General features: G+C 69.9%; 13 protein-coding genes and 1 pseudogene. 6 read left to right on the forward strand and 8 right to left on the reverse strand.

All coding sequences use genetic code 11. The annotated features are described in order from the left end of the window. Positions 1–130 precede the first annotated feature (130 nt). Both ACGFNN_RS29425 and ACGFNN_RS29430 read right to left on the reverse strand, forming a co-directional pair. Positions 131–1,129 (reverse strand): hypothetical protein, encoded by a 999-nt coding sequence (locus ACGFNN_RS29425; protein WP_393560399.1) that lies wholly within the window; start codon positions 1,127–1,129, stop codon positions 131–133. Continuing rightward, on the reverse strand, positions 1,126–4,620 hold the full coding sequence (locus ACGFNN_RS29430) for a DNA polymerase III subunit alpha (RefSeq protein WP_393560401.1): 3,495 nt from the start codon (positions 4,618–4,620) through the stop codon (positions 1,126–1,128). Before ACGFNN_RS29430 ends, ACGFNN_RS29425 begins: the two co-directional genes overlap by 4 nt. Positions 4,621–4,775: 155 nt before the next feature. On the opposite strand from ACGFNN_RS29430, the pseudogene ACGFNN_RS29435 reads away from it, so the two are divergent. From ACGFNN_RS29435 to ACGFNN_RS29450, 4 genes and pseudogenes are all read left to right on the forward strand, one after another. Beyond that, a pseudogene (locus ACGFNN_RS29435) lies at positions 4,776–5,826 on the forward strand (DUF3533 domain-containing protein). 205 nt (positions 5,827–6,031) lie between these two features. After that, positions 6,032–6,439: a YciI family protein gene (locus tag ACGFNN_RS29440; protein ID WP_362548690.1), complete on the forward strand. Its 408-nt coding sequence runs from the start codon at positions 6,032–6,034 to the stop codon at positions 6,437–6,439. Between the two features lie 8 nt (positions 6,440–6,447). Beyond that, on the forward strand, positions 6,448–7,593 hold the full coding sequence (locus tag ACGFNN_RS29445; protein ID WP_393560403.1) for an RNA polymerase sigma factor: 1,146 nt from the start codon (positions 6,448–6,450) through the stop codon (positions 7,591–7,593). 282 nt (positions 7,594–7,875) lie between these two features. After that, positions 7,876–8,373 carry a phospholipase gene (locus ACGFNN_RS29450; RefSeq protein ID WP_393560405.1) on the forward strand — a complete coding sequence of 166 codons (498 nt, stop codon included), beginning with the start codon at positions 7,876–7,878 and terminating at the stop codon, positions 8,371–8,373. A gap of 553 nt (positions 8,374–8,926) precedes the next feature. Here ACGFNN_RS29450 and ACGFNN_RS29455 read toward each other — a convergent pair. After that, positions 8,927–9,739 (reverse strand): hypothetical protein, encoded by an 813-nt coding sequence (locus tag ACGFNN_RS29455; RefSeq protein WP_393560407.1) that lies wholly within the window; start codon positions 9,737–9,739, stop codon positions 8,927–8,929. Between the two features lie 239 nt (positions 9,740–9,978). Here ACGFNN_RS29455 and ACGFNN_RS29460 point away from each other — a divergent pair, with 239 nt between their 5' ends. Then, complete coding sequence (locus tag ACGFNN_RS29460) at positions 9,979–10,161, forward strand: hypothetical protein (RefSeq protein WP_393560408.1); 183 nt, start codon at positions 9,979–9,981, stop codon at positions 10,159–10,161. A 133-nt stretch (positions 10,162–10,294) separates the two neighbouring features. Here ACGFNN_RS29460 and ACGFNN_RS29465 read toward each other — a convergent pair whose 3' ends face one another. Beyond that, positions 10,295–11,473 carry a S1 family peptidase gene (locus ACGFNN_RS29465; RefSeq protein WP_393560410.1) on the reverse strand — a complete coding sequence of 393 codons (1,179 nt, stop codon included), beginning with the start codon at positions 11,471–11,473 and terminating at the stop codon, positions 10,295–10,297. Positions 11,474–11,818: 345 nt separating this feature from the next. On the opposite strand from ACGFNN_RS29465, the gene ACGFNN_RS29470 reads away from it, so the two are divergent. Then, positions 11,819–12,703 (forward strand): alpha/beta fold hydrolase, encoded by an 885-nt coding sequence (locus ACGFNN_RS29470; protein ID WP_393560412.1) that lies wholly within the window; start codon positions 11,819–11,821, stop codon positions 12,701–12,703. A 120-nt stretch (positions 12,704–12,823) separates the two neighbouring features. Here ACGFNN_RS29470 and fxsT read toward each other — a convergent pair whose 3' ends face one another. The 4 genes from fxsT to ACGFNN_RS29490 form a co-directional block, all read right to left on the reverse strand. Continuing rightward, on the reverse strand, positions 12,824–16,759 hold the full coding sequence (gene fxsT, locus ACGFNN_RS29475; protein ID WP_393560414.1) for an FxSxx-COOH system tetratricopeptide repeat protein: 3,936 nt from the start codon (positions 16,757–16,759) through the stop codon (positions 12,824–12,826). After that, on the reverse strand, positions 16,756–18,057 hold the full coding sequence (gene fsxC / locus ACGFNN_RS29480; RefSeq protein WP_393560415.1) for an FxsC protein: 1,302 nt from the start codon (positions 18,055–18,057) through the stop codon (positions 16,756–16,758). Before fsxC ends, fxsT begins: the two co-directional genes overlap by 4 nt. A gap of 146 nt (positions 18,058–18,203) precedes the next feature. Further along, positions 18,204–20,483: a radical SAM/SPASM protein FxsBH, inactivated beta-hydroxylase extension form gene (gene fxsBH / locus ACGFNN_RS29485; RefSeq protein ID WP_393560417.1), complete on the reverse strand. Its 2,280-nt coding sequence runs from the start codon at positions 20,481–20,483 to the stop codon at positions 18,204–18,206. A gap of 30 nt (positions 20,484–20,513) precedes the next feature. After that, complete coding sequence (locus ACGFNN_RS29490) at positions 20,514–20,681, reverse strand: FXSXX-COOH protein (protein ID WP_393560419.1); 168 nt, start codon at positions 20,679–20,681, stop codon at positions 20,514–20,516. Between the last annotated feature and the right edge of the window lie 281 nt (positions 20,682–20,962).

Raw genomic sequence — 20,962 nt, forward strand, 5'->3', positions numbered from 1 at the left:
GGAGTTGCGATGTCGGTGCGCCCTGCGGTCCGGACCACAGCGGATCTCACTTTCAACGTGCTCATGCCAAGTTACGCATCGGTAGGGCCGCTGGGGAAGTTACGCGTCGGTAAAACCTCGCGCCATCGCGTCAGGCCGCGAGCCGCCCCGGTTTCACGGCCTGTGGGCCGAACCGGGCCCGTAGTCTGTCGGACACCGCCTCGATCGTCCGCGCCCGTTCGTCCACGGGGTCGAACGACAGCTGCCGGGAGGCCCCTTCGGCGTCCTGGAGCCCTTCCGCCCGCAGTCCGATCCCCCGCACCCTCGCCCGTTGCAGGGCGAACGAGTCCTGGATCCGGTACGCGAGCGAGGTGAGCGCCGCCGAGTGGGCGGTGGGCTCGGGGAGCGTACGGCTGCGGGTCAGCGTCGCGTACCCGGTCCGGTCGGCGTAGCGCACGGAGACCGCGAGGGAGCGGCACACCAGTCCGTCGCCGCGCAGCCTGACACCCAGCTCCTCGGTGAGGGAGAGGAGCGCGCGGCGGTGCTGTTCCGGGTCGAGTTCGTCGCGTGGGAAGGGCCGTTCGGCGGCGATCGACCGGGCCGCGGCGTTGGGCACGACCCGCGTACGGTCGATGCCGTTGGCCCGCTCCCACACCTCGCGCCCGGTCCTCACCCCGATGATCCGCTGGAGGGTGGCCAGGGGTGCGGTGGCGATCCGGCCGATGGAGTCGAGGCCGTATCCGCACAGGGTGCGGGCGGTCGCCGTGCCGACACCGTCCAGCGCGGCGGCGGGCTTGGAGGCGAGAAAGCCGGCGTGTTCGCCGGGAGGAACCACGAAGGTGGTCCCGGCAGCCGCCTGCCGGGCGGCCATCCTGGCCAGCATGGGGTTGGCGGCCGCCCCGATGGCGCAGTCCACGCCGTGCAGGGCCAGGGCGCGCACCCGGATCACCGAGGCGAGACCCGCCGCGTCCTGCCCGAAGTAGCGCAGCGCACCGCCGACATCGGCGAGCGCGGACCCCGGCGGGGCCGCCTCGACGACCGGGGTGAACGCCCCGAGGAGGGCGAGCAGCCCTTCGTAGCCCGCGCTGTCCGGCAGTCCGCCGCCGATCCGGCGGAACCGCAGGCACAGGACGGCCGGCCGGTCGTTCATCCCGCGCTCCCCTGGCTCTGGTGCCACAGCTTCCTCCCTGTGGGCGGCCCCTCGCCGGGCGGCTGGAGGTCGGCCCAGGGGTTCATCTCGTATCCGGTCGGCATCTGGATACGGCGGCCGTCGTCCGACGCCTCCTCGGCACCGGAGGCGGGCTCCTCGGCCAGCCGCGCGGCGACCGCGTCGAGACCCCCGGTACGCCGCAGTTCGGCCAGCTCCGCCAGGTTCCAGGCCGCTGCCCCGACCACGCTCATGCTGCGGGGGCCGCGCCGCTGGACCACCCCGCGCACCAGCAGCAGCCAGGAGTGGAAGACGGTGTGCGCGCAGGCCGCGTGGCTGTCGTCGAAGAAGGCGAGGTCGACCAGGCCGGTGCCGTCGTCGAGGGTGGTGAAGATGACCCGGCGCCCGGAACGGACCGGTGGGGTCTGGGTGGCCGCCTTGGCACCCGCGACCAGCACGGTCTCCCCGTGCCTGGCATCCCGCAGCCGCTTCGCGGAGACCGCGCCGAGCTCCTCCAGGAAGGCGTGGTGGTCGCCCATCAGATGACGGGACACGTCCATGCTGAGGACGCCGAGTTCGGCGCTGAGGCGTTCGGCGTCGTTGAGGTCGGGCAGTCCGATGCCGCCGGTGGTCCGTCCGCCGCCGAGCGGGAGCTGGGCACCCGCCGTCCTGGGGCCGGAACCCCGTTGAGCCCGGTGGAGCTCGGACAGGTGCAGCAGCAGGTCCCGGCGGTTGGCGCCGAAGGCGTCCAGCGCACCGACCTGGGCCAGCCGTTCGGCGGCCGGCTTCCCCGGCCTGGCCCGCTGCCAGAAGTCCAGCAGCGAGGCGTAGGGCTGCCCGGCCTCGATCCGGGCCACCTCGGCCTCACTGATGCCGTGGACATCCGAGAGGGCCAGCCGCAGTCCCCATTTCTCACCCTTTTCGCCAGACACCAGTTCGATCCGATGGGCTGCCGCCGACAGGTTCACATCCAGCGGGAGCACCGGCACCCCCCGCCGCCGCGCGTCCGCGAGCAGCAGCCGCTTCGGGTACATCCCGGGGTCGTGCGTGAGCAGCCCGGCATAGAAAGCCGCCGGATGGTGGGCCTTGAGCCAGGCGGACTGGTACGTCGGTACGGCGAAGGCGACGGCGTGCGCCTTGCAGAAGCCGTAGCTGCCGAAGGCCTCGATGATCTCCCAGGTGCGGGCGACGACCTCCGCCCCGTACTTCCGCTGCGCGGCGCGCTGCGCGAACCAGACCTTGATCCGGTCCCGCGACTCGGGGTCGGAGAGTCCGCGCCGCACCCGGTCGGCCTCGCCGCGCCCGCAGCCGGTCATGATGTCCACCATCTCGATGATCTGCTCGTGGAAGACGACCACCCCGTAGGTGTCGCGCAGCGCGCCCTCCAGGTCGGGGTGCGGATGGCGCACGGGCGCCCGCCCGTGCCTGGCCTCGATGAAGGGGCGCACCATGTCCGCGGCGACCGGCCCCGGACGGAACAGCGAGATGTCGACCACCAGGTCGTGGAAGGTGGCGGGCTGGAGCCGGCCGACCAGGTCGCGCTGGCCGGGCGACTCGATCTGGAAGCAGCCGAGCGTCTCGGTGCTCCTGATCAGCCGGTACGTCTCCGGGTCACCCTGCGGGACGGCGTCGAGGTCCACCTCCTGCCCCGAGGCGCGTTTCAGCTCCGTCACCGCGTGCGCCATCGCCGACTGCATCCGGACACCGAGCACATCGAGCTTGAGCAGCCCGAGGTGCTCCACGTCGTCCTTGTCGAACTGCGTCATCGGCATGGGCGATCCGCCCTCGCCGCCGGGGCCGTGGGGGATCTCCCCGCTGGTGGGCACGACCGGGGTGCGCCGCAGCAGCGAGTCGTCCGACAGGAGGACCCCGCACGGGTGCATGGCGATACCGCGCGGCAGCGCGTCCAGCGACTCCACCAGGTCCCAGAGCCTGCCGTACTTCTCCTTCGTGCCCGCCACGGCCCGCAGTTCGGGCAGTTCCTCCATGGCGGCGCGGGCGTCCCTGGCGCGGATGTGCGGAAACGCCTTGGCGAGCCGGTCGGTCTCGGCCGGGTCCATGGAGAGCGCGGCGCCGACGTCGCGGATGGCGTGCCGCACCCGGTAGGTCTCGGGCATGGAGACGGCCGCGACCCTCTCAGGACCGAAGCGGTCGATGATCGCGCGGTAGACCTCGAGCCGCCGGGCCGACTCCACGTCGATGTCGATGTCGGGCAGTACGAAGCGCCGCTTGGACAGGAACCGCTCCATGAGCAGTCCGTGTTCGAGCGGATCCGCGTGGGCGATCCCGAGCAGGTGGTTGACCAGGGATCCGGCCCCGGAGCCACGTGCCGCGACCCGTATGCCCATGTTCTTCACGTCGTCGACGACCTGGGAGACCGTCAGGAAGTAGGTGGCGAAACCGTGGTGGGCGATGATGTCCAGCTCGTGGTGCATCCGCTCCCAGTAGTCACGCCTGCGGTCGTAACCGTGCCGCACCATGCCCGCGGCGGCGCGCGAGGCCAGCACCCGCTGGGCGGTGCGCCGGCCGGCCCCGACCAGACGCGGCTCGGGGAAGTGGACGCTGCCGAGTCCCAGGTCGTCCGCGGGATCGACGGCGCAGGCGTCGGCGGTACGCCGGGTCTCCGCGAGCAGCAGCTCCCCGGCGTCGCGCCCGAGCCCCGCGGCGGAGGTGATCCGCTCGGCGGTCTCCCGCATGGCCCTGGTGTCCTTGAGCCAGCGCTCCCCGGTGTCGAGGGGCGAGCGGCGCGGGTCGACGGGGACGAGCCGGCGGGCCGAGTCGAGCACGTCGGCGACGGGCCCCTGCCCGGGGTCGGCGTACCGGACGGAGTTGGTCAGCACGGCCCGCACCCCCTGCTCCGCGGCGAGGCCGACGGTACGGGCGGCGAGCCGCAGCGATCCGGGACCGGTGCCCTCGCGGCCGTGGTGGACGGCTTCGAGACGCAGGGCGTCGCCGTACATCTCCCGCCAGGGCGCGAGCAGCGCGGCGGCCAGGTCGGGACGCCCCGCGGCGAGCGCGGCGCCCACCTCGGAGGCGGGGCCGAGCAGCACGGTGAGCCCTTCGGCGGGCAGCGCGTCCAGGCCGACGAGGGGCTGCCCGGCGCCCGGGGCCCTGCTGCCGGAGTGGGCGGCGGTGACCAGCCGGCACAGTTCGGCCCAGCCGAGGCCACCGTCCCGGGCGAGGAAGGTCACCCTGGGTGCCGATTCATCGACGAAGGAACCGCCCCGGACCGGCGTGCGAGCTCTCCGGGGCGCGCCCGCCTCCCCTTCCGTCGCGAAGCGCGCCACCGCGAGTTCCGCACCGAAGAGGGGCCGTATCCCGGCCTTCTCGCAGGCCCTGGCGAAGCGGACCGCACCCGCGAGGCTGTCGCGGTCGGTCAGCGCCAGCGCCTCCATCCCCCGCTCGGCGGCACGCTCGGCCAGCCGCTCCGGATGGGACGCCCCATAGCGCAGGGAGAACCCGGAGACGGTATGCAGATGCGTGAACCCGGGCACCCGCACCTCCTGGACCGATCCGTACTCGCCACCCCCTCGCTCTCCACCATAAACCAAGTTTCGAACGTTCGTACGATAACCGGGGTACGGGACCCCCTCCGCCATTCGGCCCGCCCCCGCCTGCGCGGACGTCGCCCTTCTCCGACCGTGGGGGCATGGCTTTCGCTGACGAGGTGAAGAACGCCGTCACCGCACGGGCCGCGCTGCTGGTCGTCGGTGTGCTGGCACTGCAGCTGCTGTTCATCGCCTCCTACGTCGGCGCGCTGCACCGGCCCGACCCGACGGACGTCCCCTTCGGGGTCGTCGCCCCGCAGCAGGTGTCCGGGCAGCTCGTCACCCAGCTCGACGGCCTGCCGGGAGGACCGCTGGACCCACGCGCGGTCCCCGACGCGGCCGAAGCCCGCCGGCAGGTCGAGAACCGCGACATCGACGGCGCCCTGATCGTCAGCCCCACCGGAACGACCGACACCCTGCTCGTCGCCTCCGGCGGCGGCACCGTGCTGGCCACCTCGCTGGCCACGGTCATCAAGGAGACCGAAGGCCCCCGGAAGCGCACGGTACGGACCGTGGACGTGGCCCCGCGCGTCCCCGGACGACTTCGACGGGCTCTCGTCGTTCTACCTGGTCGTGGGCTGGTGCGTCGGCGGCTACCTCTGCGCCTCGATCCTGGCGATCAGCGCCGGCGCCAAGCCCGCCGACCGGCAGCGCGCCGTGATCCGCACGGCGGTGATGGCGCTGTACTCGATCGCGGGCGGGATCGGCGGCGCGGTCATCATCGGGCCGGTCCTCGGAGCACTGCCGGGCAGCGTGTGGGCCCTGGCCGGCCTGGGCGCCCTGACCGTCTTCGCGGTCGGCATGACCACGCTCGCCCTGGAAGCGCTCACCGGCATCGTCGGCATCGGCCTGGCCGTCCTGATCATCGTCGTCGCGGGCAACCCGAGCGCGGGCGGCGCCTTCCCCCTGCCGATGCTGCCGGACTTCTGGCGGGCGATCGGCCCTGCCCTGCCACCCGGCGCGGGGACGTGGGTCGCCCGCTCAGTCGCGTACTTCCACGGCAACGCGGTCACCGGCCCCCTGCTGGTCCTCTCCGCCTGGGCGGTGGCGGGTACGGCCCTGACCCTGCTGCTGTCGATGCGCCGCCGGGGCGACGCCGCCGGGACGCGGCGGACGACGACCGTCCCCCGCGGCGGCTCGCACCTCGGCTGAGACCCCGCGTACGGGGACCCCGCGTACGGGATGCGGCACCTGGGACCACGGCGTACAGGGACGTTCGGGGACGTTCACCGCAGCGCCCGCACGTCCGGAGCCAGGTCTCCGAAAAAATATCGGGCGGCGATGTCGAGAACCCGGGACCGGCTCCGTCCCCGTGGTGAACGCGACCACAATGGTCGCACCGGCAAGGAGGAACACCATGGCCAAGTACCTGCTTCTCAAGCACTACCGCGGCGCCCCGGCCCCGGCCAACGACGTACCGATGGAGAAGTGGACGCCCCAGGAGATCTCGGCGCACATGCAGTACATGCAGGACTTCGCCACCCGGCTCGAAGGGACCGGCGAGTACGTCGACGGCCAGGCCCTGGCACCCACCGGCACGTTCGTCCGGTACGACGGCGAGGGACGCCCGCCGGTCACCGACGGCCCGTTCGCCGAGACCAAGGACCTCATCGCCGGCTGGATGGTGATCGACGTCGACACCTACGAACGCGCCGTCGAACTGGCCGGCGAGCTGTCGGCCGCCCCCGGAGCCGGCGGGGAGCCGATCCACGAGTGGCTGGAGCTGCGCCCGTTCCTGACCGAGCTGCCCACCGTCACGGAGTGATCCCACCCATGGATGAGGCACTGCTGCGCAGCCTCACCCCCGGTGTGCTCGCGATCCTCGTCCGCCGCGGAGCCGACTTCGCGGCGGCCGAGGACGCCGTGCAGGACGCACTGCTCCAAGCGGTCCGCGTCTGGCCGGCCGAACCTCCGCGGGACGCGAAGGGCTGGCTGGTCACCGTGGCCTGGCACCGGTTCCTCGACGGGGCCCGGGCGGACGCCTCCCGACGCCGCCGCGAGGACCTCGTCGACGAGGAACCGGCCCCGGGGCCCGCGCCCGAGGTGGACGACACGCTCCAGCTCTACTTCCTCTGCGCCCACCCCTCACTCACCCCGGCGTCCGCCGTCGCGCTCACCCTGCGCGCCGTCGGCGGTCTCACCACACGCCAGATCGCCGATGCCTACCTGGTGCCCGAGGCCACCATGGCGCAGCGCATCAGCCGGGCGAAGCGCACCGTGTCAGGCGTGCGGTTCACCCGGCCCGGGGACGTCGCCACCGTGCTGCGCGTCCTCTACCTCGTCTTCAACGAGGGCTACTCCGGCGACGTCGACCTCGCCGGAGAGGCCATCCGGCTCACCCGGCAGCTCACCGCCGCCGTCGACCACCCCGAGGCGGCGGGACTGCTGGCCCTCATGCTGCTCCACCACGCCCGGCGCGGAGCCAGGACCGCGCCCGACGGCAGCCTGGTCCCGCTCGCCGAACAGGACCGCGGCCGGTGGGACACCGCGCTGATCGCCGAGGGCGTCGGGATCCTCCAGGCGGCCCTCGCCCGCGACAGGCTGGGCGAGTTCCAGGCGCAGGCCGCCATCGCGGCACTCCACGCCGACGCGCCCACCGCCGAGGAGACCGACTGGGTGCAGATCGTCGAGTGGTACGACGAACTGGCGCGCCTGACCGACAGCCCGGTCGTGCGGCTCAACCGGGCGGTCGCCGTCGGGGAGGCCGACGGACCGCGCGCCGGCCTGGCGGCGCTCGCGGAGCTGGACGCCTCCCTTCCCCGCCACACCGCGGTGGCGGCCTACCTCCACGAGCGCGACGGTGACACGGCCACGGCGGCACGGCTGTACGCCGAGGCGGCCCGCGCGGCATCCAACCTCGCCGAACGCGACCACCTGACCCGCCAGGCAGCCCGGCTCAACTCCCGGCGGCACCTCTGACGGACCCACCGCCGGAATCCTTCCGCCGCCTGAGGCCCGAGGCGCGCCCCGGCCGTAGTGCTCACACGTGTCGAGCACCGCGGCCGGGGCACTTCCGTACGCCCTGACCCGCCACGAGGGCGGGCACTCCTGCCGGAGCGCCCGAGGCACGGTCGAACTCCTGGTGACCAGTGAGCGAAGCCACTAGCCATGACAGGTGCATGGCGGCATTCTGGAGCGGCCTCGCGCGACCCGCGAGGAGCACGGTCGGCACAACCCGCTTCCCTTCACCGGAGGTTGCCCATGCGCCGCAGATTCACCGTCCCGCTCTCCGCAGTCGCTCTGTCGCTCCCGCTCGCCCTGATACCCGCCGGCTCCGCTTCGGCCGCCCCGTCGGACAAGCCACAGGTCCTCAGCTCCTGGACCCAGACGAGCGCCTCCAGCTACAGCGCCTGGAACTCCGCCCGCAACAACCAGGGCGCCTGGTCCGCGTACGGCTTCGACTGGTCGACGGACTACTGCAGCACCTCTCCGGACAACCCGTTCGGCTTCCCCTTCCAGACGGCCTGCGCCCGGCACGACTTCGGTTACCGCAACTACAAGGCCGCGGGCACGTTCTCAGCGAACAAGTCCCGCATCGATTCCGCCTTCCACTCGGACCTCAAACGGGTGTGCGCCGCCTACTCCGGCGCGCAGCTGACGGCGTGCAACAGCACGGCATGGACGTACTACCACGCGGTGGACATCTTCGGCGTCACACCGGCCAAGGGAGCCCTGGACAGCCGGTCGCGGACCGCCTGACGGCAACCTCCCGGACCGGGCGGCACGGCCTCGGCCTCGCCTCAGCCCACGGTCGCACCGCGGCTCGCCGTGTGCACCAGGCCCCCCGGGCTCCTGGTGCACACGAGACGCTCCGGGCGCGTCGGCCCGACCCGTCACCCGGCGTCACACATGGAACCGCCGCAGCACCCCCCGGCGCTGCAGCTCCACGATGTGCTCGGCAGCTCGCTGCGGCGCGTCCCCGCCCGGGATCAGGGCCTCTGCCTCGATTTGCGCCGGGCGGCCGATTCCGTGAGGTTCGCGCTGCCCAGGAAGAGTTCGCAGGACTGCTCCACCAAGGCCGTCCGAACGGCGGGCCGACCGTCCCGAAGCAGGTAGCTCTCTCCCGTGAACGGCGATGCAGCCGACTGCGCGTGGGCCTGACGGCCGGCGTCCGCCCAGCCACTCCCGTCGGGCCCCTCATCATGTCCGCGCTGACGGAGTACCCGCTCGGCGGGTCCCGACCGCGGGTCACCCCGGTCTCCGTCCGGCAGCAGCCGAAGCGGTCGGGAACGGCCCCGCTGCCGGTCGTTCGTCAGTACGCGCCGATCGACCAGAAGACGCCGACCTCGTCGCGGCCCACCGCGATCACGCCGAGATCCTCGTACAGATCGAGGCCGTTGAGGTACTCGCCGGTGAGGAAGCGGTGGGAACCGGTGCCCTTGAGGCCTGCCGCGATGAAGTCGGGGGCCGGGTCGGACGCGGCGGCCGTCGCGTTGGTCCAGTAGCCCGCGCCCGGCCCGTACCGGTCGAGGAGTGTCCGGGCATCCGCCAGAACGGCTCCCTGGTCCGGGCGGGTTCGCACGGGAGCAGGCTCCCCCATCCACTCCTCGGTCATGACGGCGAGCGCGGCAACCGCCGCCTCTCCCTCCAGGGGATGCAGGCACTGGGCCAATTGCGGTGCGGCAGGCGGGTCGAAGGGATACGCGGGCACACTGTGGCGAGCGGCGTTGGCGCGGTCCGGATCCAGCCGGATCCAGCCGCGTGGGTCACGGACCGATCGGTGCAGCACCGCAAGCACGTCGTGCGCCCAGTCCTCGTGCGAGCGCGGGCCCGTGGCCACGAAGTTGTACGAGTCGCCCAGCAGGCGGACCGCCGCCGCGTTCCACGGGCACACCCGCGTACGGAACTCCCCGAGCAGACCGCCGACTTCCCGCGCGAAGTCGCCGACCGGCTGCCGCGGAACGCCCCGGAGCCGGTCAAGGGCCCAGCGTACGAGGTCGCCGGCCTCGCCGACGGCGCGATCGTCGAGTCCCTCGGGCAGCAGCGGGAGTGCCGCTCCGTCGCACAGCCCCTCCAGATGGGCGTCGAGCAGGCCGAGGGCGATCCGGTCGGCAGGCAGCGTCATCCCGTCACCCTAGGACGCCTGGGGTGATCGGTGCGATGCGGTACACCGACGACGCCCAGGCGAACGGCGGCTGGGACCGTCACTCCTCGATGCCCAGGTCATCCCGCATCGTCTTCCTCAGCGCTCCCAGATGGGGCCAGACATCCGCGTGGAACGCACCCTCCAGATCCGCCAGCGCCTCGGCGTACCTGGCCGGCGCGGCCCATACATCTTGAGCGTGCCGTACGCGGTGTTCAGAGTTGTCTGACCGGGGTTACGAGGAGCTGGCCACCGATCAGCGCCGGCCCCATGGGCTGCCCCCGCGTTCCGAGCTGGAAGCCGCGTCGCGCGAGCTGCTGACGAGCACGGACGTGCTCGGCAGAGGCCTCGCGGACGACATGGGTGACCGGCTCGCCGCGGGCGGGCTCACGCCCGTCGAGTGACGGTCGCGCCTCCCCCGCGGTGAACGGTGGCAAGCGGGACGTGCGGCACGAACCGCCAGGCCGGAAGGCCGACGGCCCGCCCGCCCCGTGCGTGGCGGGCGGGGCGGGCGGGCCGCGGTGGAGCGAGCAGGCGTCAGCCGATCTCGGCGCCGTACGCCGCCAGCGCCTCCGGCACCGGCTGGAAGAACGTCTCGCCGCCCGAGGAGCAGTCGCCGCTGCCGCCCGAGGTCAGGCCGAGCGCGGTCTCGCCCGAGAAGAGCGCGCCACCGCTGTCACCGGGCTCGGCGCAGACCGTGGTCTGGATGAGGCCGTTGACGATGTCGCCGTTGCCGTAGTTCACCGTGGCGTCCAGGGCGGTGACCTCACCGTCGTGGACCTGGGTGGTGGAGCCACTGCGGGTCACCGTCATCCCGACGGTGGCGTCGCCCGCCTGCGTGATGGCCTGGGTGGAGCCGTTGTAGAGGTCCACCTCGCTCGGGTGCGCCACGTCGGAGGTGTACTTGACCAGGCCGTAGTCGTTGTCCGGGAAGCTGGAGCCCTCGTTCGCCCCGATCTCGGCGCCGCCCTGCGTCTCGGACCAGCTGGTGATCGATTCGGTGCAGTGTCCGGCGGTCAGGAAGTACGGCTCGCCGTCCTTGACGACGTTGAAGCCGAGCGAGCACCGGCCGCCGTTGCCCCAGATCGCGTCACCGCCCGCGATCAGCGGCTTGAACTCCCCCTCCGACTTCTTGAGTTCGGCCTTCGAGCCGAGTCCGTCGACCACCTTGCCGAGCTTCTCCCAGGCCGCTCCGCCGACCGTACGGTCCGCCGTGACGACGACCTTGTTGCTGACCGGGTCGACCGCCCACGAGGTGCCGGGGATGGTCGCCTTGTCCGCGAGGGTCTGCCGGGCACCCGTGAGCTCGGCGAGCGTGTGCTGGACGAGTCTGGCCTTGCCGCCGGCCTGGCGGACCTGCTCGGCCGCGGCCTCGTCCACGACGTTGACGACGAGGTTCTTCGCCCGGGCGTCGTAGTACGAACCGGCGGTGTCGCCTCCCAGAGTCCTGTCCAGGGTGGCGGCGAGACTTCCGGCCGTGTGGGCGGTCAGCGTCTTCGCCGTGAACTGGGGCACATCGTCACTGGCGTTCGCAGTCTGGAACGTCACTCCTGCTGCGACCAGGGCGAGGACGGCCGATCCGGCCATCGCCATTCGCTTCCTGGATATGCGTCGGTGCTTCAACTTCGACCTCCTGTGGGGCCGTGCACGGACAAGTGGGGTGTCCGGAACACGGAGGATGGGGCGCCCACTATTCCGACGCCGCCGATAGCACACAAGGTCGACTTCCGGACGCGCACACGACGACAACCGTTCACCCGCGGGGCGTTCACACATCAGGTGTTCCACCACGTCGGTTCCGATCGCGAACACCCGGGGCGACGGAATATCGGCGGTGGGTGAGGACTAGTCCTGTCCTGAAACAGCGCCTGGAGTCCGAATTCTGTGCAGAGCACTCCTGAAGCCGAACACCACCGAGTGCTCCCGAACATCTCGAACACCACCGGCGTGTACCGACAGATGGTGGCCGATGTCACGAGGAATGAGTCATCATCGAACTTGCAGCACATGAAGGGCAGTTGATGCCCAACCCGAGCGGAATGACCGAGCGGAGGGGGAAGCGTGCGGAGTCGGGTGCGTGTGGCGGACGGACGCCATCTGTTGGTCGAGCGTCAAGGAGACCCCCGGGGCAGACCGGTGTTCCTCCTGCACGGAATGCCCGGCAGCCGGCTCGGGCCCGCACCGCGCGGCATGGTGCTCTACCAGCGCAAGACACAACTGATCACCTACGACCGGCCGGGCTACGGCGGCTCCGACCGGCTCCCGGGCCGCCGTGTGCGGGACGTCGTCGACGACGTACGGGCGATCGCGGACTCACTCGGTCTCGAACGCTTCGCCGTGGTGGGCAGGTCGGGCGGCGCCCCGCACGCTCTGGCCTGCGCCGCGCTGTTGCCGGACCGGGTGACCCGGAGCGCCGCGCTGGTCAGCCTGGCTCCCTGGGACGCCGAAGGGCTCGACTGGTTCGACGGGATGGCCGCCTCGAACGTGCTCGCCTATTCCACGGCGGCGGCGGATCCGGACGGGCTGGCGGAATCCTTCATCAGCCGCTCGGCAGAGATCCGCCAGAACCCGGTCCGGCTCCTGGACGACCTCCGCCAGGAGCTGACCGACTCCGACCGGACGGTGGTCAACGACGCCGGGATCCGCACGATGCTGCTCGCCAACTACCGGGAGGGCCTGCGCACATCGGCATACGGCTGGATCGACGACGCCATCGCCTTCTGCCGGCCGTGGGGCTTCGACCTCGCGGACATCAAGTGCCCCGTGATGCTGTGGCACGGGGTGAAGGACGTGTTCTCGCCCGTGGGCCACTCCCGCTGGCTGGCCGACCAGATCCCGGGCGCCACAGCGGTCCTGGAGCCCGCGGCAGCGCACTTCGACGCGCTCTCCGTCCTTCCCTCGGTGCTCAACTGGCTGCTGGAAGAGGGAGAAGTGACGACCGGCTGACTCCTGCCCCGGCGCCCATGCCCGGCGGGCGCAGTGGTCCAGGAGTCCCGCCTTCCCTGCCGGGGAAGGCGGGATCAAGGTGTTCCGGGCTCCGCCCTGGCGGAGCCCGGAACCCACGGCTCACACCGCCATGGGTTCCAGCTCCCGCTGGAACCTCCGCTCGTCACGTGCGATACGGGTGAGCGGGTGATCGTCACCGAGCTGCCGGGCCAGCTCGTCGCCGGTCTCGGCACGCACCCTGAGTGCCTCGTCGCTCCGCCCCAGCGCATTGAGCGTGACGGCGAGGTTCGAGGTCATGGCCAGAGTCTCGGGGTGGTGCGCGCCGAGTACTTCCCTGAGCTGGGAAGCCACCTTGCGCTCGGTTTCGAGTACGAGTTCCAGATCCCCCCTGTCAGCCGTGGCATTGGCCAGATTCATGACGCACAGCAGGGTGTTCGGGTGCTCACGCCCGAAGATCTCACGCATCGACGCCACCACCCGCGTCAGCAACTGCTCGCCCTCCTCGCCCGCACCTGCCGCCGCGAGGTAGACACCCAGGTTGTTCTGGGCCGCCAAGGTGTACGGATGCCTCTCACCTGGCACCTTCATGTACTGGTCCACCACTTCCTGCGCGGTGTCCCTTGCCCCCTCGGCCTCCTCGGCGGCAAACAGATCTGCCGCCATGTTGAGGTCGCATGCCAGCGATTCAGGGTTGGCGGAGGTGTACTTCGCCCGGTACCTGGCCCTGGTCGCCGCCGTGAGCCGACGGGCGTCCTCCAACTGCCCAGCTCTGCGCAAGGAGACCGCAAGGCTCTTGGCGGCGCTGAGCGTGGTGGGATACGTCCTGCCGAGCGTCGCCTTGAGACTGTCGTACGTCCGGCTGAGCAGAGCCACCGAGTCCTCGTACCGCCCCACCTCCCTCAGGTCACGTGCCAGGTTGAGGGCAGACGAAAGACTGTGCGGGTGCTCCTGTCCGAGCACTTCGGAACGCAGGTCGTAGCAGTCCTGGTCGATCTCACGGGCCTTTGCGTACTGCCCGACACTTCGCAGGTTCAACGCCAGATTGTTGGCTGCCGCCAGCGTCCGGGCATGCCTCTCGTGGAAGATCTGGTTGAAGCCGTCATGGGCTTCGGTCGCGAGCTCGATCGCACGCGTGTAGTCCCCGAGCAGACCCAGGTCGATGGCCAGGCCGCTCGTGGTCATGTAGGTGTGCGGATGCTCCGGCCCCAGGACCTCGCGCTGGAGTCGCAGAGTGAACTCGTCGAGCTCCTTGGCCTCCACGTACCTTCCGCGCGTGCGGAGAATGTTGGAGAGGTGGAAGCAGAGGTACAGATACTGGATGTCCCGCTCCCCCAGCATGTCCAGCCATGTCTCGCGGAGCTCCTCGCCCAGGGCCCCCGCGGTTCTGACGTCACCGCGCTTCCAGAGATAGCGCACCCTGTCGATCAGTAGCCTGCGGGTCTCCTGATCCCTGCAGTATCGGGCGTCGGACGGACCGAGGTGCGGCCAGATCGTGGCGAAACGAGGCCAGTTCTCGGGGTTGTCGATCGGCTCGGTGTCATCGGGCCGCGCGCCCGCCAGAATGACGTGTACGACGTGCCGGGCCTCGGCCTGTTCCTCCTCGCTGAGCTGAGCCCTGATGACCGCCTGGACCAGGCGGTGCACCTGGATGGAGTTCGACACCTGATCGACCTTGGCGAGAGCGAAGCGGCCGATCTCCCTGATGACCCGGCCGAGCACCAGTTTCTCCTGGAGCGAGGAGTCGTAGGGCTTGAGCGCCTCGATCATCTCCTTGCTGTAAAGGAGATTCGCGGAGATCGGCTCGGGCGCGAAGAACGCGCAGAGTTGCAGCAGCCGGACCGCGGCGGGTGAGCGCTCCTTCAGCCGCTCGATGGAGATGTTCCAGGTCGCGGCGACGGGTTGCGGGTAACCGGGCGGCTGGTTCAGGGCGAGGACCTCAGGGGCCTGTTGGGCCAGCTGCTCCAGATAGGTGTCGACAGGGGTGGCTGTCTCGGCGATCCAGGCCGCGGCTTGCTCGACAGCGAGCGGCAGGTCACCGACGGCAGTGGCCACCTGCGCCGCGTCTTCGGCGCTGAGTCCGGGCGCTCTGCGCTGCAGGTGCTCGACCGACTCCTCCCTGAGGAAGACGTCGACGGGAAGAGCGTCACCGTGCTGCGACCAGGCCTGGTTCCGGGAGGTGACGAGGATATGCCCGGATCCGCCTTGCGGAAAGTAGCGCCTGAGACGTTCCGGGTCGTCGGCGTTGTCGAAGACGAGCAGCCACCGGTCCGAGGGAACACCGCGCCTGAGCAGGTCCACTGCCTCCTGGGAGGCGGCCGCCATGTCGTCACCGCCCTGAGCACCGAGCCGACCCGCCAGCTCCGCCAGCCCCGCGATCACGTCGTCCGTCTGCTCGGACGATATCCACCAGACCAGGTCGTAGTCGGCCATGAAGCGGTGCACATACTCCAGCGCCACCTGCGTCTTTCCGACACCACCGAGGCCGTACAGCGTCTGTGGCTGCGGAAGGACCACGGCCATGCCGCCGCCCAGCTGGTCGCGCATCCTCTCCAGGACCAGAGAGCGGCCGGTGAAGCCGGGGTTGCGCGGCGGCGCGTTCCAGATTCTGGGCACGGTGCCGGGAAAGCGCGGACCTGGCGATACTCCGTCCCCCAGCTGCACCGGCCGGTCCAGAGCCCGCAACAGCGCAGTCGTGGCATGGACTTCGTCCAGCCTGAACAGGTCCACCGGATTTCGGTCGATGTACGGCGCCGAAAGCCGGACATCACTGATCCGCAGCGGGAGCAGTTGCCGGCGTCCGCCACCTGGATCCTCGGCAACCGACCTCTCCCACAGGTCCACGGCACGCTGGGACTTGAGGTAGGCGCTCGAGAGCAGCACGATCGTGCGGGTCGCGTTCTCGGCGGCGCTCTGCCCGGGATCCGCCGGGCCCGCCTCCGCGGAGACGTCGCGCGGGACCACTCGGAAGCCGGCCCGCGTCAGGACGGACTCGATCCAGTCGGCCCACATGCGATTCTCCGCGACATAACTGAGGTGGAGATCCGCCGGCAACGCGGGCCTGCGCCGGGTGAACGCGTCTCGGATGCGAAGCCGCGCCTCCTCACCCACCGGGGGCATCGAGGTGATCTCCTGCTGGGTGACGACCGCGGTCAGCCGCTCGAACGCGGACAGCAGGGAGTTGCTGAGCCCCGCCTCGTCACCGAAGGTGGCGAGAGTCTCCTCGTACGCGTAATAGGGACGGTACGGGATCTCCACCGCGCCCCAGTAGGCGGTGAGTTCGTCGCCCGAGAGATCACGGGGCAGCCGGTCGAACTTCAGCCTGGCCAGCGCACGGCCCGCGTCGGCCTTCTCCTTCTCGCCCTCGTCGATCCTCATCGGGACGGGGAAGATCGAGATGGGCCGGCCGGTGTAGCGCTCCGCGATCTGCCGGGCCACCGAGGCGGCGCCGTCGATCGACTGGTCGCTGAGGGTGAAGCAGTCGACCAGTACGTCCGGGAGATGGACGGTGCAGATGTCGGCGATGTCACTGAGACCCGTACGACTGTCGATGAGGACGTAGTCGTAGTTGGCCTTCATGTCGTCCCGCAGGGCGTCGAAGAAGTGGCCTCCCCCGAGACGGTCGTAGAAGTTGTCCCAGTCGAAGGTCGAGACGGTCGCCGAGTACTCACGATTCTGGCGTCCGGCGGAGACGAAGTCGAGGGTGCCGCCCCGCGGGAACTCCCAGCCGAGCGCCTCCGGGCTGAGGGATACGGCATGCGGCTGGATCCGGGCGTAGTCGCGATGCCAGTCGTCCGCACGCTGAGCGGGGTTGGTCGCTGCCCAGGCGAACTCGGTGATCAGGTCGATCACACCGGTGGTGGCGCCGAGCGTCGCCGGATCGAGGAAGGGATGGAAGAAGCGGTGCAGTCCGGGCGCTTCCAGGTCCCAGTCGACGGCCAGCACCCGCTTCCCGTTGGCGGCAAGGATCCAGGCCGTGTTGGCCAGGGCCATGGTGCGCCCCGTTCCGCCCTTGTACGAGTAGAAAGTGACGATGCGCCCGTCACGACCGGCTGTCATACGTCCTCCGCATCCATCGCAGGGTCGTGCTCGGGTATGAACTGTGTGTTGCCCATCGGACCCATCAGCCGCGTTCGTTCACTGTGCCGCCCGCCGGCCGGTGGATAGACCGTGGCGTGGCGCAGATACTGCTGGGCGGCCACCTCGACCACCTGGGGAAGGATCTGGCCGAACGCCTCCATGCTCGGTACCCCCTTGGCCGCGACGCGGCAGAAGGCCCGCCCCTGTCGCATCTTGACCGGCATCGTCCGCTCCAGCATCTCGACCAGATCGGCCTCGGCAGCTCTGCTCTGATGGTCCTCCCTGCACCAGGGAACGACCAACGTCACCCACGGACGGTGCTCCGCGTCGAAGGCGGCGAGGCGCCGCCTCAGGTCTTCGTCCTGCAGCGCCCAGCGGTCCACGAGGAGGATCTCCGGTGTGCTGGGAGACTGCTTGATTCCGCGCGACCCGATGTCCTCGTCGAACGACACGACACTGGCCTGGTAGTTGAGGGATCTGACCAGCTCCTCGGCGACATAGGCCAGAGGCCTGGCGGCAGCGGGGTGATACGGATTCCACTCCTGCGGGATGTCCCCGTAGTACTCCGGGTTGCGGCCCTCCGGCAGATCGTGGCGGGTCGGCGCGGCGATGGTGATCCGCATCGGTCTCGGTGCGCCTGCTCCGTCGCCCGGCGCACCGAACGCACTGGGCACGAGCCGGAAGTCGAGCGGCCTGCCCGAGCCGAGCTGCACGGTGTCGGCGACATGGACGATCCGCTTGGCCAGGTGGTAGACGGCCTGCTCGTAGTCCTGGGCGAAGAGGGTGAGCTTGATCAGCCCGTAGAGGCCGTCACTGACGTAGCGCTCACCGAAATCTCGATGGTTGAACTGTAATCGCTCGGCCGGACCAGGGAGTTGACTGGCCGGTACCGGAACCCAGAGGGCCGGTACGATCGCCTCGGCCGGCTGGTTGGACCTGGCTCGCTGATGGATGGCTCGTTGCTCGAAGGCGTACCACTCCTTGCCGCACATCTCACTGGCGAAGTAGCGCGGCGAGAACAAGGGCACGAAGACCCTGCAGTTGGCGAGTACGTTGCCCAGCCGTTCGGACCACCCCTCGCCCGAGCGTATCTCCCGGTCCATGAAGCCCGCCTGTGCTCCCGCGGGCAGGTTGGTCATCGCCATCACATGACCACAGAGATCTTGGAAAAGTCGTTCGACCCACATATCCGGGTCCGCTGCACCGCCGTACCCCGGTGTATGCGCGTAACTCAGAAAGAAGTACGGCCGATGGTCCGCCGCTCGCTGCTGCGTCATGCGTGCACACGACCCCCGTCCAGTGTGAGCACTCGCACCCCAGGAACTGGAATTGCGAGAGAGTTCATCATTCCGGAGCGGACCATGCTCCACCCCCATGACGTTCGGTCAATCAACGCCGCTTTTCGGTCATCGCCGCCCGACACTCATCGAACAGGCACTTGATCTTCGGCATTGATGGCGATGTTCACCTCCCTCACCTCATGCACACCCCCCACCTCGTCCCTGAGCGATTGGATCAGCCTCATTCCCCCCACGGTGGGCTCAGCCGCCACTTCCATCATGTCGAGCGCCTCGGGGACACCCTCCAGGAATCGGGGAACGAGGTAGGAAAGTCCCACGCGTTCATATGTGCGGGCAAGCAGATCAGAAAAAGGGACCTTTACATTCCGCTCCCAGGGAAGCCGGTACTCCCATTCCCCGTCCAGCGCGTAAAGATCCGTGAGGTCCAACAACGCCCTCAGGCGCGTCCACCGCAACCCCTGCATCAGGCAGAGGAAGAGTTCGTCCGGATCCTTCGTCATCCCGAGTCCGACGGCGCCGTACGCGTGAGGCCGCCTCGCGCTACGGCCGTCAAGGAGTGGCGTGAGTGTGGTCAGGCTCTCCGCGGCGTCTGCCGTGACCCCGGGCGCCGCCCGCTCAAGCCGTTTCCAGGCCACTCCCACAGCCTCGATCCAGGCGTCCGCCTCCCCCTGGTTCAGACGGGGAGCGGCCGGCGCGACGTAGCAGTCCCGGAAGGGGTCCAGGTCGTCGAGGACGAACGGAGGAACTCCCCCCAAGCCGAATTCCCGCAGCGGGCGCCACTCGGGCCCCTCCGCTCCCATCGGGATGTTCAGCCACGCACCGCTTCCCTCCCGATGAACGGAGAACCCGTCCTCCGAGGCGCACACACCTACCCGGCCCGCCTCGCCCGCTCCCGCGATCCGTACCTCGCCGAGCGTGGGCAGGAAGAGCCTGCCGTCATGGAACTCCGTCGGTACCGACTGACCCGATCGGGACCTCACCGCGGCGGCTGCCACGTACGCGGACAGCCTCAGGGCCTGGCCGACGGCCTCGGGGCGCTCGGCGTGCAGCCCCTCCAGGGTGTCCAGAAGCCATGTGCGGGTGTAAGGGTGCGCCAGCACCCGGTCGAGTCCGGCAGCGCCCGAACCGGTGGACTCCAGAGCCCCCGCGAGCTCCCAGGCCTCGTCCCATCGGAATCCGCCCCGGCCGTCCAGCGCGTCATGGAGGCCGGCAAGGAGCGTACGGGTCAGATCATGCTGCTCGGCGACCAGTTCCTGGCGATTGGTGAGCGCCGGCGACACCGTGACGGCACTCGTTCGTGTCTCGATCCCCCGCACCAGAGCTTTGAGGTCGTCGCAGTACACGGACGGGTTGTCGAAGCCGTTGGACGAACGGTAGCGGTGGGTGTAGAGGCCACCACCGCACGACCGTACGACCGGGCACGAGCGGCAGGTCTCGTTGACACCGGCCAGGCCGAGTTGCCGTGTTCGCACCCCTGGATGATCGGCCACCTCGTCCAAGGTGTGCCGAAAGACGTCGAAACCGGTCGCCGCCGCGCCCTCGTAGGCGCTCTTGAGGGAATCCACCTGCTCGATCTGACCGTCGGTCTCGATGACCACGAGGTCCGTGGGCGCGAGCCCCAGGGATTCGGTGAGGCTGGGGCCGCCGCTCAGGGTGGAGAGCACCGACTCGAAAAGCCTCACCGGCACCTTCTGCCCGTCGTCCGTCCATCGGTCGAAGACAGCGAGGAGCCATTCCGCGTAGGCGGCATTCGAACCGTTGGGCCGCAGTGGGGGCTCGTCCCAGGTCGCGTGCGGCAGAAGGAAGTCCACGCGTGGGGGGCCGAGGTCGACAAGCGCGTCGTAGACAGCGACTGGATCATTACGGACGTCGATGGTGCACAGCAGTCCGAGATCCAGGTGCCGGTAACGGTCCTGTCGCAGGAGCTCGACCGCTCGGAGGACGAGCGGGTGGCTGCTGCGACCGTTGGCGAAGAGGCGGTGCCGGTCGTTCGCGACTCGGTCACCGTCGAGGGAGATACCGACCTTGACGTCGAACTCGTCGAAGAGATCGAGATACCGGGGGCTGAGCTGGACACCGTTGGTATGGATCCTCAGGTCCAGCTCAGCGATACCGTCCATCGCCGAGGTGAGCTCCTCGCAGACCTGGCGCAGTCGCGCCGGGCCGGCCAGGAGCGGCTCGCCTCCATGCAGGATCACTGACATCGAATCGAGTGCATGCTTCGAGGCATGCTCGGCCAAACGTCGAGCTGTCCATGAAATAGCCTCGTCAGAGATGGACTTAGGGCGGGTGCGCCAGCTCTGATCTGCGTGTTCATAGATGTAGCAGTGGTCGCACGCGAGATCACACCGACTGTGAACCTTGAGCACAATCTCGCGAAAAGGGACCAGGGGTCCTGTCATTCCCCCAGTCTAGCCACTTCAGGCCTCTGCTCAGAGTGCCGAGCTGAAGGTCGAAGTCCCCATCGGCCGAACCGTGGAGGCGCCGAAAACCCGTCCGATCTTCCTGGAGACGTCGGCACCACGGGCATCGATCTTGGCGAGAGGCACACGGCTCTTCTTCGCGATGGCGAAGGCAGGGGAGGTTTCGTAGGTCTTCACGGCCGTCCTTGATGATTGTTTCTGGACACTGGATCGAAGCCGGCTCCCGCATATTCACAGTATCCGGCGGCATGACTTTACTCCCCCGGTAGGACACCGCAAACGCCACAGCAGGACGAAATCCCTCGTTTACGCCGAATTGCGGGCGCCGAAACCCGGGCCTCATTGACCCGCACGGGTGAGTGGAGGCAGAGCTGCTCCCGGTCCGGTCGGCCAGGGGCCTTCCACGTCACCTGCCTCACGCGCACAAGGTGCGGTCACGGCCCCCGTCACACCGCGTC

The organism is Streptomyces sp. NPDC048590 (assembly GCF_043199535.1).
In the GTDB taxonomy this organism is placed as follows: Bacteria; Actinomycetota; Actinomycetes; order Streptomycetales; family Streptomycetaceae; genus Streptomyces.

Bases quoted from the DNA above. Each gene is read 5' to 3' on its own strand.
- ACGFNN_RS29425 (WP_393560399.1), bottom strand. From the start codon at position 1,129: ATGAACGACCGGCCGGCCGTCCTGTGCCTGCGGTTCCGCCGGATCGGC.
- ACGFNN_RS29440 (WP_362548690.1), top strand. From the start codon at position 6,032: ATGGCCAAGTACCTGCTTCTCAAGCACTACCGCGGCGCCCCGGCCCCG.
- ACGFNN_RS29445 (WP_393560403.1), top strand. From the start codon at position 6,448: ATGGATGAGGCACTGCTGCGCAGCCTCACCCCCGGTGTGCTCGCGATC.
- ACGFNN_RS29450 (WP_393560405.1), top strand. From the start codon at position 7,876: ATGCGCCGCAGATTCACCGTCCCGCTCTCCGCAGTCGCTCTGTCGCTC.
- ACGFNN_RS29455 (WP_393560407.1), bottom strand. From the start codon at position 9,739: ATGACGCTGCCTGCCGACCGGATCGCCCTCGGCCTGCTCGACGCCCAT.
- fxsT (WP_393560414.1), bottom strand. From the start codon at position 16,759: ATGACAGCCGGTCGTGACGGGCGCATCGTCACTTTCTACTCGTACAAG.
- fsxC (WP_393560415.1), bottom strand. From the start codon at position 18,057: ATGACGCAGCAGCGAGCGGCGGACCATCGGCCGTACTTCTTTCTGAGT.
- fxsBH (WP_393560417.1), bottom strand. From the start codon at position 20,483: ATGACAGGACCCCTGGTCCCTTTTCGCGAGATTGTGCTCAAGGTTCAC.